At 27.5% G+C, this 15,612-nt stretch carries 13 protein-coding genes; 10 read left to right on the plus strand and 3 right to left on the minus strand.

The window, feature by feature from the left end; all coding sequences use genetic code 11:
• Positions 1 to 52 precede the first annotated feature (52 nt).
• The 7 genes from CLSA_RS01220 (at position 53) to iadA (ending at position 10,681) form a co-directional block, all read left to right on the plus strand.
• Positions 53 to 745, plus strand: a complete 693-nt coding sequence (locus tag CLSA_RS01220; RefSeq protein WP_041715995.1) for a response regulator transcription factor — start codon at positions 53 to 55, stop codon at positions 743 to 745.
• Positions 717 to 2,066, plus strand: coding sequence for a sensor histidine kinase (locus CLSA_RS01225; RefSeq protein WP_022743586.1), 1,350 nt, complete (start codon positions 717 to 719; stop codon positions 2,064 to 2,066). Before CLSA_RS01220 ends, CLSA_RS01225 begins: the two co-directional genes overlap by 29 nt.
• Positions 2,067 to 2,267: 201 nt before the next feature.
• Positions 2,268 to 4,499 carry a ribonucleoside-diphosphate reductase subunit alpha gene (locus CLSA_RS01230; RefSeq protein WP_022743587.1) on the plus strand — a complete coding sequence of 744 codons (2,232 nt, stop codon included), beginning with the start codon at positions 2,268 to 2,270 and terminating at the stop codon, positions 4,497 to 4,499.
• A 203-nt stretch (positions 4,500 to 4,702) separates the two neighbouring features.
• Positions 4,703 to 5,737, plus strand: a complete 1,035-nt coding sequence (locus tag CLSA_RS01235) for a ribonucleotide-diphosphate reductase subunit beta (protein ID WP_022743588.1) — start codon at positions 4,703 to 4,705, stop codon at positions 5,735 to 5,737.
• 268 nt (positions 5,738 to 6,005) lie between these two features.
• The gene (ptsP, locus tag CLSA_RS01240; RefSeq protein WP_022743589.1) at positions 6,006 to 7,625 is read left to right on the plus strand and encodes a phosphoenolpyruvate--protein phosphotransferase; all 1,620 of its coding nucleotides are present in this window, start codon (positions 6,006 to 6,008) and stop codon (positions 7,623 to 7,625) included.
• Positions 7,626 to 8,097: 472 nt separating this feature from the next.
• Positions 8,098 to 9,345 (plus strand): tetratricopeptide repeat protein, encoded by a 1,248-nt coding sequence (locus CLSA_RS01245; RefSeq protein WP_022743590.1) that lies wholly within the window; start codon positions 8,098 to 8,100, stop codon positions 9,343 to 9,345.
• Between the two features lie 160 nt (positions 9,346 to 9,505).
• Positions 9,506 to 10,681, plus strand: a complete 1,176-nt coding sequence (gene iadA, locus CLSA_RS01250) for a beta-aspartyl-peptidase (RefSeq protein ID WP_022743591.1) — start codon at positions 9,506 to 9,508, stop codon at positions 10,679 to 10,681.
• Between the two features lie 231 nt (positions 10,682 to 10,912).
• On the opposite strand, the gene CLSA_RS01255 is transcribed toward iadA, so the two are convergent.
• From CLSA_RS01255 to CLSA_RS24505, 3 genes are all read right to left on the minus strand, one after another.
• On the minus strand, positions 10,913 to 11,521 hold the full coding sequence (locus tag CLSA_RS01255) for a cell wall hydrolase (protein ID WP_022743592.1): 609 nt from the start codon (positions 11,519 to 11,521) through the stop codon (positions 10,913 to 10,915).
• Between the two features lie 63 nt (positions 11,522 to 11,584).
• Complete coding sequence (locus CLSA_RS01260) at positions 11,585 to 12,553, minus strand: hypothetical protein (protein WP_022743593.1); 969 nt, start codon at positions 12,551 to 12,553, stop codon at positions 11,585 to 11,587.
• A gap of 144 nt (positions 12,554 to 12,697) precedes the next feature.
• On the minus strand, positions 12,698 to 12,790 hold the full coding sequence (locus tag CLSA_RS24505) for a hypothetical protein (RefSeq protein ID WP_418235961.1): 93 nt from the start codon (positions 12,788 to 12,790) through the stop codon (positions 12,698 to 12,700).
• Between CLSA_RS24505 and cdaA the strand changes: the two genes are divergently transcribed.
• The 3 genes from cdaA (at position 12,747) to CLSA_RS01275 (ending at position 15,251) form a co-directional block, all read left to right on the plus strand.
• Entirely contained in the window at positions 12,747 to 13,598 is an 852-nt protein-coding gene (gene cdaA / locus CLSA_RS01265) for a diadenylate cyclase CdaA (RefSeq protein ID WP_022743594.1), read from the plus strand. The genes CLSA_RS24505 and cdaA overlap by 44 nt on opposite strands.
• On the plus strand, positions 13,571 to 14,806 hold the full coding sequence (locus CLSA_RS01270; RefSeq protein ID WP_022743595.1) for a CdaR family protein: 1,236 nt from the start codon (positions 13,571 to 13,573) through the stop codon (positions 14,804 to 14,806). Before cdaA ends, CLSA_RS01270 begins: the two co-directional genes overlap by 28 nt.
• Positions 14,807 to 15,056: 250 nt before the next feature.
• The gene (locus tag CLSA_RS01275; protein WP_022743596.1) at positions 15,057 to 15,251 is read left to right on the plus strand and encodes a hypothetical protein; all 195 of its coding nucleotides are present in this window, start codon (positions 15,057 to 15,059) and stop codon (positions 15,249 to 15,251) included.
• The last annotated feature ends 361 nt before the right edge of the window (positions 15,252 to 15,612 follow it).

Here is a 15,612-nt window from a genome sequence, read left to right on the forward strand (position 1 = left end):
TTATAAATAAAGCTTATTCACAATATTAAGCAAGGGGTTTGGAGGGATGAATATGTTTAATGTGTTAGTAGTTGATGATGAAAAAGAAATAAGAGATGCAATTGAAATATATTTAAGAGGAGAAAATTTAAAAGTATTTAAAGCAGGGGATGGAATAGAGGCTTTAGATATTCTTGAAGAACAAAAAATACATCTAATTATATTGGATGTAATGATGCCTAGACTTGATGGAATAAGAACATGCTTAAAAATTAGGGAAAAGCAAAATTTGCCTATAATTATGTTATCAGCAAAGGGAGAAGATTCAGATAAAATTTTAGGATTAAATGTTGGGGCAGATGATTATATAACTAAACCTTTTAATCATTTAGAATTAGTTGCAAGAGTTAAATCTCAATTAAGAAGGTATGAAAAGCCATTAAGTGTTGAGGAAGGTAAGGATGTAATTAAAGTTAAAGATTTAGTAATAGATACTGTTGCTAAAAAAATTACTTTAAGAGGAGAAGATGTTAAGGTAACTGCAACAGAATATAAAATTCTTTATTTATTAGCATCAAACTTAGGAAAAGTATTTTCTATAAAGGAGATATATGAAAAAGTATGGGAAGAAGTATTTTACAAGAGTGAAAATACGGTTACTGTTCATATTAGAAGAATAAGAGAAAAGATTGAAATTAACACAAAAGAACCTGAATATATTAAGGTGGTGTGGGGCATTGGGTACAAGATTGAGAAGGATGATTAAAACTTATTTTAATAGTATTTATTTAATTGATATATTGATAATAGTATTGATAACGTTGATGGTATTTTCAACTCTAGGAGATTATGCTCAAGCTAATAAGGTACAACATCAATTAGCGATTCAAGAGATTAGGGAGAACGCAATAGAGCTAACTGTATTATGCACTATATGTTTAACTTATATTATGAAAATTGTTTTGGTGATTAAAGCAAATCCGAAATCTCCAAAAATTAAATCAAATACGATTAAGAATGTTATTTTTGTATTAAAAAATGGATTCCGTTATAAGGAGACAAGAAATACATTAGTAGCATCTATAACACTAGCTTTGATCGTCTTAATTACATATTTATATTTTCTGGCTACGGGAGGATATGAAAATAACATCTTTGTTAGGTTTTTTCAAACATATCCTTTTAAAGGTACTGTTTTTATGATTATATTATTGTTTTTAAGTATGATATATGGAATAAAAAAGACGTTAGATATAATTGTTGTTAATGATGTACTTAGAAAAGTTAATGAAGGTAATTTGCAGGAAGATATTAAATTAGATGGATCAAAAGCAATAAGACAATTAGCGCATAACATTAACTTAATAAAAGCCGGATACAAGGAAATATTAGAAGAGGGAGTACAAAATGAAAAATTAAAGACTGAGCTAATATCAAATGTCTCACATGATTTGAAAACTCCATTAACTTCTATAATAAATTATGTAAATATACTGAAAAGTGAAGATATAACAGATGAGGAAAGAATAGAGTATTTATCAATACTAGAAAAAAAATCATCGAAATTAAAGTTTTTGATAGAAGATCTATTTGAAATGTCTAAGATTAATAGTGGGAAAATTAAATTAAACAGAGAATTAATAGACATATTATCATTAATTCATCAGGGCATAGGAGAATATAGTACATTATATGAAGAGAAGAACATATCATTTAAAGTAACAACAGAAGAAGATGCTATATATATGAATCTTGATGGTAAAATGATGTCGAGAGCTTTAGAAAATATAATAATTAATGCATTAAAATATTCATTAAATAATACTAGAGTTTATATTGATATTGAGTTAAAAGATAGATTCGTAAAAATTGCTGTTAAGAATGTTGCTAATTATGAAATGGATTTTGATGAAGAAGAGATATTTGAAAGATTTGTAAGAGGAGATAAATCTAGAAATTCCAAAGTTGAAGGCTCAGGATTAGGATTGGCTATAACTAAAAGTATAGTTGAGCTTCATGGCGGGGAGATTAATATAAAAACAGAAGGAGATATGTTTAAGATATATTTATTATTACCGATTGTGTAAAGAATAAAAATTATTAATAAATAAATTTTATCATTTAGGTAGTTAATCAGAAGAAAATGAAAGATTAACTACTTTTTATTTGGATAATTATAAATTTTGAAGTTTTACAATTGCTAGGTTTATAAATATAATATTCAATATGTTGTATGCGGAAAATGTTATGCATTGATATAAACACAATATATAGTGAGGAGATATAAGATGTCAATTTTGAATAAATTATGTAAAGATGCTGTTTTAGGAATTAAAGATGAGGAAGGTATTTATACAGAAGAAAAACTATTAGCTGCTCTGGAGCACATAATTAGAGAGGGAATGGATGATAATGAAATAAGAAAGTCATTAATTCAGGTTTCATTAGAATTAACTACAGAGTTAGAACCTAATTGGCAATATGTAGCTGCGAGACAGTATATTTATGAGCTTTATGATGAAATTAGAAATATTAGAAGGTTACATGAAAATGAAAATTTATATAAGAATTATTATGAGTTTATAAAAGATTTAACTGAAAGAGGTCTTTATGGAGAGTACATTTTAAATAATTATTCAAAAGAAGATATTTTACAATTAGAAAATGAAATAAAACCTGAGAGGGATTTCTTATTTAATTACAGTGGAATAAGTCTTTTAGCAAAAAGATATTTAGTTCAGGATTATAATAGAAAAGCTGTGGAACTTCCACAACAAATGTTTATGGGTATAGCAATGCATCTTGCAATTCCAGAAGATAAAGTTAATAGAGTTTATTGGGCTAAAAGATTTTATGATGTATTAAGTTCATTAAAGGCAACTATGGCAACGCCAACTATGTCTAATGCAAGAAAGCCGTTTTATCAATTGAGTTCATGTTTTATAGATACAGTGGAAGATAGTTTACAAGGTATTTATAAATCATTAGATAACTTTGCAGAGGTTTCAAAGTTTGGTGGTGGAATGGGAATATATATGGGTAAAGTGAGAGCACTAGGATCACCTATAAGGGGATTTAAAGGAGCTTCAGGCGGAATAATTCCTTGGGTTAAGTTATTTAATGATACCGCTATAGCAGTTGATCAATTAGGAGTTAGAAATGGATCTGTTGCAGTATGGCTTGATGCATGGCATAGAGATATTCCGGAATTTCTTCAAATAAGGACTAATAATGGAGATGACCGAAAAAAAGCACATGATGTATTTCCGGGAATTTGTTATCCAAATTTATTTTGGAGACTTGCAGAAAATGATATAGATTCTAATTGGTATATGATGTGTCCTCATGAAATTAAGTCTGTAAAAGGTTATAGTTTAGAAGATTTTTATGGAGAAGAGTGGGAAGAAAAGTATTATGAATGTGTAAGTGATGAGAGAATAGAAAAGAGAGTAATGTCAGTAAAAGATATTGTAAGGCTGATTGTAAAAAGCGCAGCTGAAACAGGAGCACCATTTGCTTTTTACAGAGACATTGCGAACAAGATGAATCCTAATAAACACAATGGAATTATATACTCTTCAAATTTATGCACTGAAATAATGCAAAATATGAGTCCGATGAAAATAAAAAATCATGAAATTGTAAATGATCATGATGGATGTACAGTAATAAATAAAATAATACCAGGAGACTTTGTTGTATGTAATCTTTCATCAATTGTTCTTGGAAATGTGGATGTATGTAGTGATGAAGAAATAGAGTATGTGGTTGAAACACAGATTAGAGCTATGGATAATGTTATTGATTTAAACTATTATTCTGTTCCGTTTGCTGAAGTTACTAACAAGAAGTACAGAGGAATAGGTCTTGGAACTAGTGGATATCATCATATGCTTGCTAATAATAGAATACATTGGACTGAAGAAAAGCATAAGGTTTTTGTCGATAAAGTTTATGAAAAAATAAATTATTATTCAATAAAAGCTAGTATGAAAATTGCGAAGGAAAAGGGTGCTTATGAATTATTTGAAGGATCTGACTGGCAAAATGGAGATTATTTTGAGCTAAGGGATTATAAAGATGAAAAATGGAATAAATTAAAATCAGAAGTTAGAAAATTTGGAATGAGAAATGGATATTTGATAGCAGTAGCACCAAATGGATCAACAGCTACAATTGCAGGAACTTCAGAAGGAGTTGATCCTATTATGTCTAGGTTCTATTTAGAAGAAAAGAAGGGAAGTATAATTCCTAAAACTGCACCTAATTTATGTGAAGATAATTATTGGTACTATAATTCAGCTTATAATATAGAGCAAACTTGGTCTGTTAAAATGAATGGAATTCGTCAAAGACATATTGATCAAGGTCAGTCTTTTAATTTGTATATAACAAACAACTATACTATGAGGCAGATAATGAATTTATATATAGAAGCTTGCAAAAGTGGTGTTAAATCCATTTACTATGTTAGATCTAAGTCACTTGAAGTAAGTGATTGTGAAAGTTGTTCAGCTTAAGGCACAATCAAAAAAATAATATACCAATATGTGTACCTATTTTGTTTAATAATGCATAAGTAAATTCGCTCATAGCCAATACTATGAGTGAAATTTGCTGATGTGATTTACACCAAATGTGGTATGTGTTTTAGAGCTATTATTTTTTTCATTCACCTAAAACAGTAAGTAAAATATTATATTTTTTGATAGGAGTAAAAAGAATGAGCATAAATAAAAAACCTCTTTTTAATGAATTTGGAGATAGAGAAGTAAGTAAAAAAAGACTTATAAATGGAAATACAACTAATTTGAATGATTTTAATAATATGAAATATAATTGGGTTTCTGATTGGTATAGACAAGGAATGAATAATTTCTGGATACCAGAAGAAATTAATTTATCACAAGATTTAAAAGATTATAAAAAATTATTAGATGAAGAAAGAATCGCATATGATAAAATACTATCATTCTTAATATTTTTAGATTCTATTCAAACAGCTAATTTGAGCAATGTAAATAATTATATAACAGCAAGTGAAATTAATCTTTGCTTGACTATTCAAAGTTTCCAAGAGGCTGTACATTCACAAAGTTATAGTTATATGCTTGATAGTATATGTTCTCCTGAAAAAAGAAATGAAATACTTTATCAATGGAAAGACGATGATGTATTACTAAACAGAAATAAATTTATTGGAGATTTGTATAATGAATTTATAAATAATCCAACAGAACATAACTTACTAAAAACGCTTGTTGCCAATTATATTTTAGAAGGAATATATTTTTATTCTGGTTTTATGTTCTTTTATAATTTAGAGAGAAATGGAAAGATGCCAGGTTCTGCTCAAGAAATTAGATATATAAACAGGGATGAAAATACTCACCTTTGGCTTTTTAGAAATATAATAAGGGAACTTCAAAATGAAAATCCTGAATTATTTACTGCACAAGTTAAGGATGAATTGAGACAAATGATGAAGGTTGGAGTTGAACAAGAAATATTTTGGGGACATTATGTTATTGGAGACAAGATACAAGGTATAAATAAAAAGTTAATAGAAGATTATATAAAATATTTAGGAAATAAGAGATTAAAAGAAATAAATTTACAACCAATATATGAAGGATATGAGAAAAATCCTGCTCCTTGGGTTGATGCTTTGTCAAACGCTAATTCTGTTAAGACAGATTTTTTTGAAGCTAAATCTACTGCGTATGCAAAAGCAGCAAATTTAATTGATGATTTATAGAAAGATGGTAAATATAAAAAATGTATAAAATATAGTTGTCAAATTAATTTTGATTAAAGTATTAATTGAAGAAAAGCCATATTTATCTAAATTGAGTTAAAAATCAATAAAAAAAACGTTTTATTCTGGTTAAATTTTTAAAAATATATGATATAATAAAAATTGATTTAAGCGCAAATTTAAAAAATCATCAAAATATATATAGTAATATAAATAAAATAATATTTTATTTGTATTAAAATTTACAATCAGGGAGGAGTTCCATATTATGAAAAAAGGTATTGCTGCGTCTAAAGGATATGCAATAGGAAAAGTATTTTTACAAGAGCATGAAGAAATAGTTATAAGCGACGCAAAAATCACAGATATAGGTGCAGAAAAAGAAAAAATGCAAAAAGCATTAGATGATTCTAAAACACAATTAGAAGCAATAAAAGTTAAAGCAGCAGCAGAGATGGGAGCAGAAAAAGCTGAAGTTTTTGAAGCTCATATCACACTATTAGATGATCCAGAATTTACTGGAGCAATGATGACTGAAATAGAAAACAATAGTGTTAATGGTTTAAAAGCAATTGAAAGCGTAACTAACACATTTGTGGCTATCTTTGAATCTATGGATAACGAATACATGAGAGAAAGAGCTGCAGATATAAAAGATGTATCTAAGAGAATATTATCAAACTTTGCAGGTAAAGGCGGAGATGCATTTGCAATTACTGAAAATAATACAATAGTAGTAGCTCATGACTTAACTCCATCTGATACAGCAGGATTAGATAGAACTAAAGTTGTAGGATTTATTACTAATATTGGTGGAAGAACTTCACATGCTGCTATTATGGCTAGAACTTTAGAAATTCCAGCAGTACTAGGATTAGGAGATATAACTACATCTGTTAAAAATGGAGACATGATTATAGTTGATGGTATAGAAGGAAACGTAATTATTAATCCTTCAGAAGAAGTGTTAGCAGAATATAAAGCTAAAAAAGAAAAATTCCTAGCAGAACAAGAAGAATTAAAAAAATTGATAGATGTTAAAACAACAACTAAATCAGGAAAAAGAATTGAAGTTTGTGGAAATATAGGTAAGCCAGAAGATGTTCTTGGCGTTTTAGCAAATGGTGGAGATGGTGTAGGATTATTCAGAACAGAATTCCTATACATGGATAGAGAAAGTGCTCCAACAGAAGATGAACAATTTGAAAGTTACAAATTTGTTCTTGAAAAAATGGAAGGTAAGCAAGTTGTTATCAGAACTTTAGATATTGGTGGAGATAAGACTCTTCCATACTTACCATTACCAGAAGAAATGAACCCATTCTTAGGATATAGAGCAATAAGACTTTGCTTAGATAGAAAAGAAATATTTAAGGTTCAATTAAGAGCATTATTAAGAGCTTCTATTTATGGAAAGCTTGCAGTTATGTTCCCAATGATTTCAGGATTACAAGAATTTGAACAAGCAAAAGAAGTTGTTGAAGAATGTAAAGCTGAATTAAAAGCAGAAGGAAAAGAATTCTCAGATAGCATTCAGTGGGGTATCATGGTTGAAATTCCAGCAGCAGCAGTTTACGCTGATGAATTAGCTAAGCATGTTGATTTCTTCTCAATTGGAACAAACGATTTAATTCAATATACTTTAGCTGCGGATAGAATGAGCGAAAAGGTTTCATATCTTTACAATCCAATGCATCCAGCAGTACTTAGATTAATTAAGATGACTATAGATGGAGCTCACAAACATGGTAAGTGGGTTGGAATGTGTGGAGAAATGGCTGGAGATGAAGCGGCTATTCCTACATTAGTTGAATATGGTTTAGATGAGTTCTCAATGAGTGCTACATCAATCTTAAATGCTAAAAAGATAATGTTAGAACAAGAATAAGAGTTAACATAAAAATTCTTATATAAAACTAGGGCTGTCTCAATATTTGAGACAGTCTTTTTTAATGTCTAGGAAAGCATAGAATTTTTGGATTTTGAAAGCCAGTTATATCAATGATTAAGATGGAGATGGCATATGAGAATATGATTAAGAGAGAGTGTGGCGTAGCCACTTTGTATTCTTTAGAAAATTATAGGGTATTCAAATCTGTGAATAACTTTTGAAAGTAGTAGAAAAACATAGTCTGCGAAGCAGATTTTCTTGTAAATAAAAAAACATTGTTTGAGACAGCTGAAATAAAAGAATATAATTAAGGTGTATTTATATTTGGTGCTAGTAAATAATATAAAAAGTATATTTTCATTACAGTGAGTGTATTATGTGAATATGTTAATGAAGTATATAGGAGATAAATTAATTATACGAAATAATTATTTTTAAATAATTAAAGACAATAATGAGGAGATGTGATATGAACAAAAAGTCTAAAAAGATATATGATAAGGCTATAGACTATTTTGAAAAAGGAAAAATAAATAAAGCTTTAGAAATATGTGAACTAGAATTATCTAAAAGTCTTCAAAATTCAAACATGTTAAATTTGAAGGGACTTTTATTGTATGAAAAAGGCGATTTAAATGAAGCAATTACTGTATGGACAATTAATAAAGATATTAATAAAAATGTTATTGCTCAAAATTACATAAGGAATGCTCAAGGTGATAAAAAGAGATTGGAATTATATAAAGATGGTGAAAAGGCTTTAAAGCAGTTGAAAATCGATAAAGCATTAGAATTATTTAAAACATGCTCAGAAAGTGATTTTAATGGTATTAAAGTAAATACAGGTCTTGGTTTATGCTATCAAAAAAAGGGGAATTTTTTAAAAGCAAAAGAGTATATAGATAAGGCTTTAAAATTAGATGAAAATGCAATTACAGCAAATGTTGTTAAGAAAGAATTAGAAGAAGCAAATTTATATTATGAAGCAAAAAAATCTTCTAAAAAGGTTATTATTATATTAGTTATTTTATTTATTATAGCTGGCATTGGGATTTCATCATATTTAATTATAGAAAAGAAACAAATTAAAAACAAAATGATAGAAGAGCATCAAAATAACAATGAACCTCAAATTGAAAAAAATATAGAATCATCATCAGAAATTAAGTCTGAGCAGAATAACAAAGATGTACCTAATTTAAAAACTTTTGATAAAGAAAAAATGAAAGCATTAATAGAAAATAATGACTTAGATGGTATTTATGATGAAGTAGATAATGTTAAGGAAGAGTCTCTAAGTGATGATAATAAAGAAATATATAAGCAAGCTATTAATTTATTGAAAAGTGATGGTGTATCCAAGTTTTATGAATATGGGTTATGGTACTTTAATCAAGAAAATTATGATAATGCTAAAAATCAACTTGATAAAGCATACAAATATTGTGAAGGAAATAGTTTAAAAGAACACATTATATTTTATAGAGCAAGCACTGCATCTAATCAATCAGATAGTAAATCCGCATTGTCTCAATATAAAGAGTATTATAATCAATATCCGAATGGTGCATATATTGAAGGAGTGTTATATGAATTATCGTTATTAAGTAATTCTGAAAATAAAGAAGAAAGCAAAAAATATGCCAATGAATTAGTAACAAAATATCCAAATTCAGTTTATGTAAATAATCAAATTAAAGATATAATGAATAATTAAAATACAAATTAAGTTATATTTATTTATTTATCAGGTTAAGTTAAATATATAGTTAGTGTAGTTTTAAGTTTAATTCTAATAATTAGTGTTACCTTTTAAATTTTAGAACTAGAGTGACTTTAGTTTGTAATTAAATCATGATAAAAAGAGAGGTAGAAATATGATTTCAATAATTAAGGGCTGTACTGTATATGCGCCTGAATACCTTGGGATAAAGGATGTTTTATTAGCTGGAGGAAAGATTGAGGGGATTTATGATAAATTGAATTTTCAAAGTGATCTGATTAATATTGAGATTATTGACGGAAAAAATAAAATATTATTTCCGGGGTTTATAGATGGCCATGTCCATGTTATTGGTGGTGGTGGTGAAGGTGGATATAACACTAGAACGCCTGAATTGCAGATGTCTAAACTAACAGAAGCAGGAATTACTACAGTTATTGGATGTATAGGAACTGATGGGATATGTAGAAACATGAGGTCATTAATAGCTAAAATTAAGGCTTTGAAAGAAGAAGGTATATCATCATATTGTTATACTGGTTCTTATGATGTTCCAGTAAGGACAGTTACAGATTCCATTAAAAGTGATTTGATGCTTATTGATGAAATAATAGGAGTTGGAGAAATTGCACTTTCAGATAACAGAAGTTCTCAACCAAGCTTTGATAGTTTTGTTAATTTAGTTGCTCAAACTAGAGTAGGAGGATTGCTATCAAGTAAAGCTGGAATTGTTAATGTACATTTAGGGGAAGGCATGAGAAGACTAAATTATTTATTTGATTTGATAGATAAGACTGAAATACCATCAACTCAATTGTTGCCAACACATATAAATAGAAATGGTGATTTATTTGATACTGGATTGGAATATGTTCAAAAAGGTGGATTAATAGACTTAACAACAAGTTGTGACTTAGAACATTTAGAGAAAGGCGAACTAAGAGCAGGGGATGGACTGAAAAAATTTATAGATAAAAATTTACCTATAGAAAATATAACATTTTCTTCTGATGGAAATGGCAGCATGCCAAAGTTTGATGATGAAGGACATTTGAATGGATTAGGAATTTGTTCTGTATCAACATTGTATAGAGAAGTTAAATTTGCAATTAAGGATAGAGGAGTTCCTATAGAAGATGCTATTAAAGTTGTTACTTCAAATGTATCAGATATATTAAAGCTTAAACAAAAGGGAAGAATAGAATGTGGCAAAGATGCAGATTTAGTTATAGTGGATGAAAAATCTTTAGATATAGATGTTGTTTTTGCAAAAGGAAGAAAGATGGTTGAAGGTGGAAAAGCAATTGTTAAAGGAACCTTTGAAGAATAAAATACACATTAGGGAATAAAAATATAAAGTTTGCCCAATAATATTCATTGAGGAATATTATTTTAATGATAGATTGAAACTAAATTTAACTTAATTGATAAAGTAGAATTTGTGTAATATATATTTTCTTATTTTAATGTTTAAATATATATTAAATACAAATTATATCAAAAGCTAACTTAAAATAATATGATAGTTATTTTAAGTTAGCTTCTTTTTCGTGATTTTTTATTAAGCTTTTACTTTAAAAAATGTGTGATGCCCTATAGTTGTTTGATTAACTTTTGGTGTTTGTTTCATCCAATTACAGGTTGATATACTTGGATTATAAAAAAACAAAGCATCATTAGTAGGGTCAGCACCTTTAATTGCATCATATACTGCGTTATAGCAATCTTGATTTGCGACAGCATTTATGTTTCCGTTTTTAACGCATGAAAATGCATTTTTTTGGAATATTACTCCACGAATAGTATTTGGAAAATTTGGATTAATAGCACGGTTTAGCACTACAGAAGCCACTGCTATCTTTCCTTTATATGGTTCACCAATGCTTTCGGCAGAGACCAGTTTTGCCATTAATTCTATATCTTCTCTCGTTATATACAATTGTTGAGTATCGTGACTAAAAACTTCCAAAACTTCATTATTTTCTTTATTATTAGATTGTGATGTATATTCTATATTCACTTTTGAATAATTTTTATCAATTTCTTGATTTAAAGGTACACTGTTAGTTTCACTACAAGCTTCTGAAGCCTGGGCAGAAGCTGGATTAAAATTAATAACGGAAAGATATAGTATTAAAGCAGTTACAAAAATACTACATGTCTTTTTCATAAAAAACCTCCTTCGGTATAGTGCAACAAATAATATTATTACCAAAGAAAGTAATTATATACACTACTTATTTTTATAATCATTTATAGCATTTTCAAATGAATCAAAATAAGATAGAAAACTTTTATATTTGTCAAAGCTATCATCATAATTAGAATCTATGTCAGTAGAAGTTGGTTCATTAATTTCGGTTTCAACACTTTTTTGTAAACTGTTTATATACACTTCATAAGAATTAAGCATATCTTCTAAGGCTTCATATGAATTTTGAGCACCGGAAGGTATAGAAACAGAACAAGAATCATTTTTTATTTTATTGAAATCAGATTTTTTATTATTTATATCATCAAGTAAAATAGATAAATTCCTATTATCTTCTCTAATCTTAAGTAAAGCAGGTTGAACATCTTCTTTTAATTTAGAAAAGTTTGAAACTACATTATCTAAATAAAGTGAAAAATCTAGTTTTTGAGAGCTAGTAATATCATTTTCTCTGTTTGATTTATATATATCATTAACGTACTTATTAATTCTATGAAAAAAGTTATTAGCATTATTTGGAAATGATATATTGAGTCCTTTATCAGATAAAGAAGCAGTAGATTGTGAAATATCATTTTCATATTTAATCAATTGTTTATATAGATCACTGAAGTTATCTTCATTTTTGTTATTCAAAATATCTAAGGCAGAATTGTATAGAGATATATTTAAATTAATATAATTAGATAAGGAGCTCCTAATATCTTCGGAAGAAGATTTTTTAAATTTCATTTGTTGAAATGTAGAATTTATGTTGTTTAAAGAAGTTAGATTTTTTTTCAATGTATCGCATGTTTTATCATAATCAAAATTATCATTAGTTTTAGGATTTGGCAAAGATGAATTTATAGAAATTATTTCTTTAGAAATTTTGGATAATTTATTTATATCATTGCTTCCTAGTGTAAATGTTATAGCTATTACAATAAAAATTATGGCTAGAAGAGCTGGGACTATAAATTTAATATGTTTTTTTTGAATTTTTATCATAGCAAATACCCCCCAGATTAAGTTTTACGTATAAAATAAAATTTAATAGTAATGTTTACTTAATATTACTTATATTAATAGTAATAAAAATTTATTATAAAAATAATTAAAAAGTAATAAAATAATAATTCTCTTGATACCTAACTAGGAAATATTTGTTGTATAATTTAAGAGAGGGAAAGAGGTGACGAAAGTGAATGAACTTTTATCAATATTAGTAAAAAGTTTGTCTAATATCTCATTATGGTCTATAGCAGATATTTTAGTGGTATCATACATATTTTATAAGGGTTATATGTTAATAAAAGAAACTAGAGCAGAACAATTATTAAAGGGAATAATATTACTCATAGTTTTAATTCCAATAAGTTATTTATTAAAGTTAGATATGTTATATTTTATATTAAATAAAACGTTAACTATTGGAGTATTATCTATAATTATAATTTTTCAACCTGAGATTAGAAGAGCATTGGAACATTTAGGTAGATCAGCTTTTGATGATGTACATTATCAGAATGATAGAGAGAGCTTAAAGAAAGTAATTAATGAAATCACAACTGCAGTTGAAAATTTAGCAGAAACTAAAACTGGAGCATTAATTGTAATGGAACAAAAAACAGGTCTTAAGGAAGTAATTAGTGCAGGGACTTTATTAGATGCTAACATAACCTCGAACCTTTTAGAAAACATATTTGTAGTAAACACACCACTTCATGATGGAGCAACAATAATAAGAAATAATAGAATTTTAGCTTCAGGTTGTGTACTACCATTAACAAGTAATACTAATATCAATAAGAAATTGGGAACAAGACATAGAGCAGCTATTGGGTTATCAGAAGTATCTGATGCCATAATTATAATTGTATCAGAAGAAACAGGAATAGTTTCTTTGGCCATTAATGGAAAGATAACAAGAGGATATGATAAAGAAAGATTAACAAAGATATTGATACGAATAATAGAAGGTAGAAGTAAGAAAAAAGTACAAACGGCTGGAGAGAGGGTGAAGTCATGGTTAAGACTAAGGACTCAACGTTAATAGTTAAACTTATTTGTTTATTGTTATCATTTGGACTATGGCTATATATTTCAAATGTTGAAAATCCAGTTAGGACTTATGAAATTAAAAATATTCCTGTAGAATTAATAAATGAGGACTATTTAACAGGTTCAAAGTTCGCTATTGTGAATAAGGAACAATATACTGTTGATCTAAAATTGGAAGGTCCATCAAGTGAAGTAATTAAAGTTAAAAAGGAAGATTTTAAAGTAGTAGCAGATATGTCAGCTTATGCCCTTAAAAGTGGTGAAAATACAATACCTGTTCAGATAGTTAGTTATCCTGAAAATATCAGCGTTAAAAATAGTGGATTTTTAGGAGTAAAGGTTGATTTAGAAGAGTTGGTTAAGAAAGATTTTGCCATAAAATCAAAAGTTAAAGTTAATTATAAAGAAAATATATATGAAAAGCAAGAATTTATAAGTCCTGAAAAAGTAACAGTAACTGGTGGAAAGAGTTCTGTTGATAAGATTAATGAAGCCGTTTTAATGGGAGAAGCAAAAAATGTAGACAAGAATACGAAGAATACATATGATATAAAATTTTTGGATTCTAATGGAAATGAAGTGACGGATGTTGAACCGGATAATAAAACAGCTCAATTATCAATTTTGGTAACAAACGGGAAAAGCGTACCAATTAATTTAAAAACCACAGGAACTATGAAATCAGAAGTTACGTTAGATGGATATGAATTAAGTAAAAATTATGTGAACATAGTAAGTGCTAATAGTGATATTTTAAATAATATACAAGCAATAGATACAGAACCAGTTGATATATCTTCATTGCAATCTGATAGTGAAGTAGATGCAAAACTTAAAGTTCCAGATGGAATTTCATTATTAGATGGAGATAGTACTATTAAGGTTAAATTTAAGGTGAAAAAACAAGAAAAATCAGTTGATAGCATAACTAAGAATATAGACTGTAAGATACAATATAAAAATTTAAGTGAAACTTTAAATTTAGAGAGTTCAACAGCAACAGCAACAGTTACTTTAACGGGTACTCAACAAGTATTAGACAATGTTACAGCAAGTAATATAAATGCTGTAATTGATTTATCAAAGGTGACTCAAGAAGGAAGTTTTGAATATACACCTGATGTGACGATTGTTAATACAGATAATGTATCGGTGGCAAATGTTGGAACAGTGAAAGTAGTAGTTAAAAAGAAAACTTAATAATAATTGAAAATGCATCAGAATGAATTAAATGTTATTTTGATGCATTTTTTATAAAAATTTTAAAAGTTCATTTTATTTATATGTTTAGAAGTTCAGTTTTAATCATGATATTAAGTAGTTATTCATTAATATAAATTTGAATAAATCTCTTTTAAATTAAGCTATCTATACTACAAGTGACACATTTATAAGAATTATTAATATAATAATGGAAGAACTTATAATATTAATGGGAGTATGATAATATATGCCAACTCGAAATAGAAATAGTATAGGCAGAAAATCAATAATAGTACCTACAGAAAGGATAAAGAAAAACAAAGAAACAATTTTAATTGAAGTTGCAAAGGATCAAGTTATAGGTGAATTTGTTAATGGATTTGAAGTAATAAAACCTGTAAAAAGATACGGAAAATATTATGTGTTAGTTAAGAATAAGTAATGAGTGGTTCTGTAAATTAGATGTATGTGTTCAGTAGAATTGTAAAAATTCAAATGGAGATAACTTATACATATATCTAATTTTTTTTAATAACGGGGGTAAGTCTGTAGATGATTTTTAGAAAGCGCAGAAATAGACAGTCTACCAAGCAGATTTTCTTGTTGGATAAAAAGTAATTAATTAAATTAAAGAAAGCACCGTAATTAAATATAAAAAATTTGAAATTTGTGTATAATGAAATAGTATTAAATAAAACATATTCAAAGAAGTGCAATTTATTATGTAAGTATGCATTGTATTAATCTATATTTATCATTCCATTGATGAATAGTGCAAATAAAAGGGCAATTCAATTATGAAT

It is taken from the genome of Clostridium saccharobutylicum DSM 13864 (genome assembly GCF_000473995.1).
Lineage (GTDB): Bacteria > Bacillota > Clostridia > Clostridiales > Clostridiaceae > Clostridium > Clostridium saccharobutylicum.

Bases quoted from the DNA above. Each gene is read 5' to 3' on its own strand.
- CLSA_RS01220 (WP_041715995.1), top strand. From the start codon at position 53: ATGTTTAATGTGTTAGTAGTTGATGATGAAAAAGAAATAAGAGATGCA.
- CLSA_RS01270 (WP_022743595.1), top strand. From the start codon at position 13,571: ATGGTTAAGACTAAGGACTCAACGTTAATAGTTAAACTTATTTGTTTA.
- CLSA_RS01260 (WP_022743593.1), bottom strand. From the start codon at position 12,553: ATGATAAAAATTCAAAAAAAACATATTAAATTTATAGTCCCAGCTCTT.
- CLSA_RS01230 (WP_022743587.1), top strand. From the start codon at position 2,268: ATGTCAATTTTGAATAAATTATGTAAAGATGCTGTTTTAGGAATTAAA.
- iadA (WP_022743591.1), top strand. From the start codon at position 9,506: ATGATTTCAATAATTAAGGGCTGTACTGTATATGCGCCTGAATACCTT.
- CLSA_RS01275 (WP_022743596.1), top strand. From the start codon at position 15,057: ATGCCAACTCGAAATAGAAATAGTATAGGCAGAAAATCAATAATAGTA.
- ptsP (WP_022743589.1), top strand. From the start codon at position 6,006: ATGAAAAAAGGTATTGCTGCGTCTAAAGGATATGCAATAGGAAAAGTA.
- CLSA_RS01235 (WP_022743588.1), top strand. From the start codon at position 4,703: ATGAGCATAAATAAAAAACCTCTTTTTAATGAATTTGGAGATAGAGAA.
- CLSA_RS01245 (WP_022743590.1), top strand. From the start codon at position 8,098: ATGAACAAAAAGTCTAAAAAGATATATGATAAGGCTATAGACTATTTT.
- CLSA_RS01255 (WP_022743592.1), bottom strand. From the start codon at position 11,521: ATGAAAAAGACATGTAGTATTTTTGTAACTGCTTTAATACTATATCTT.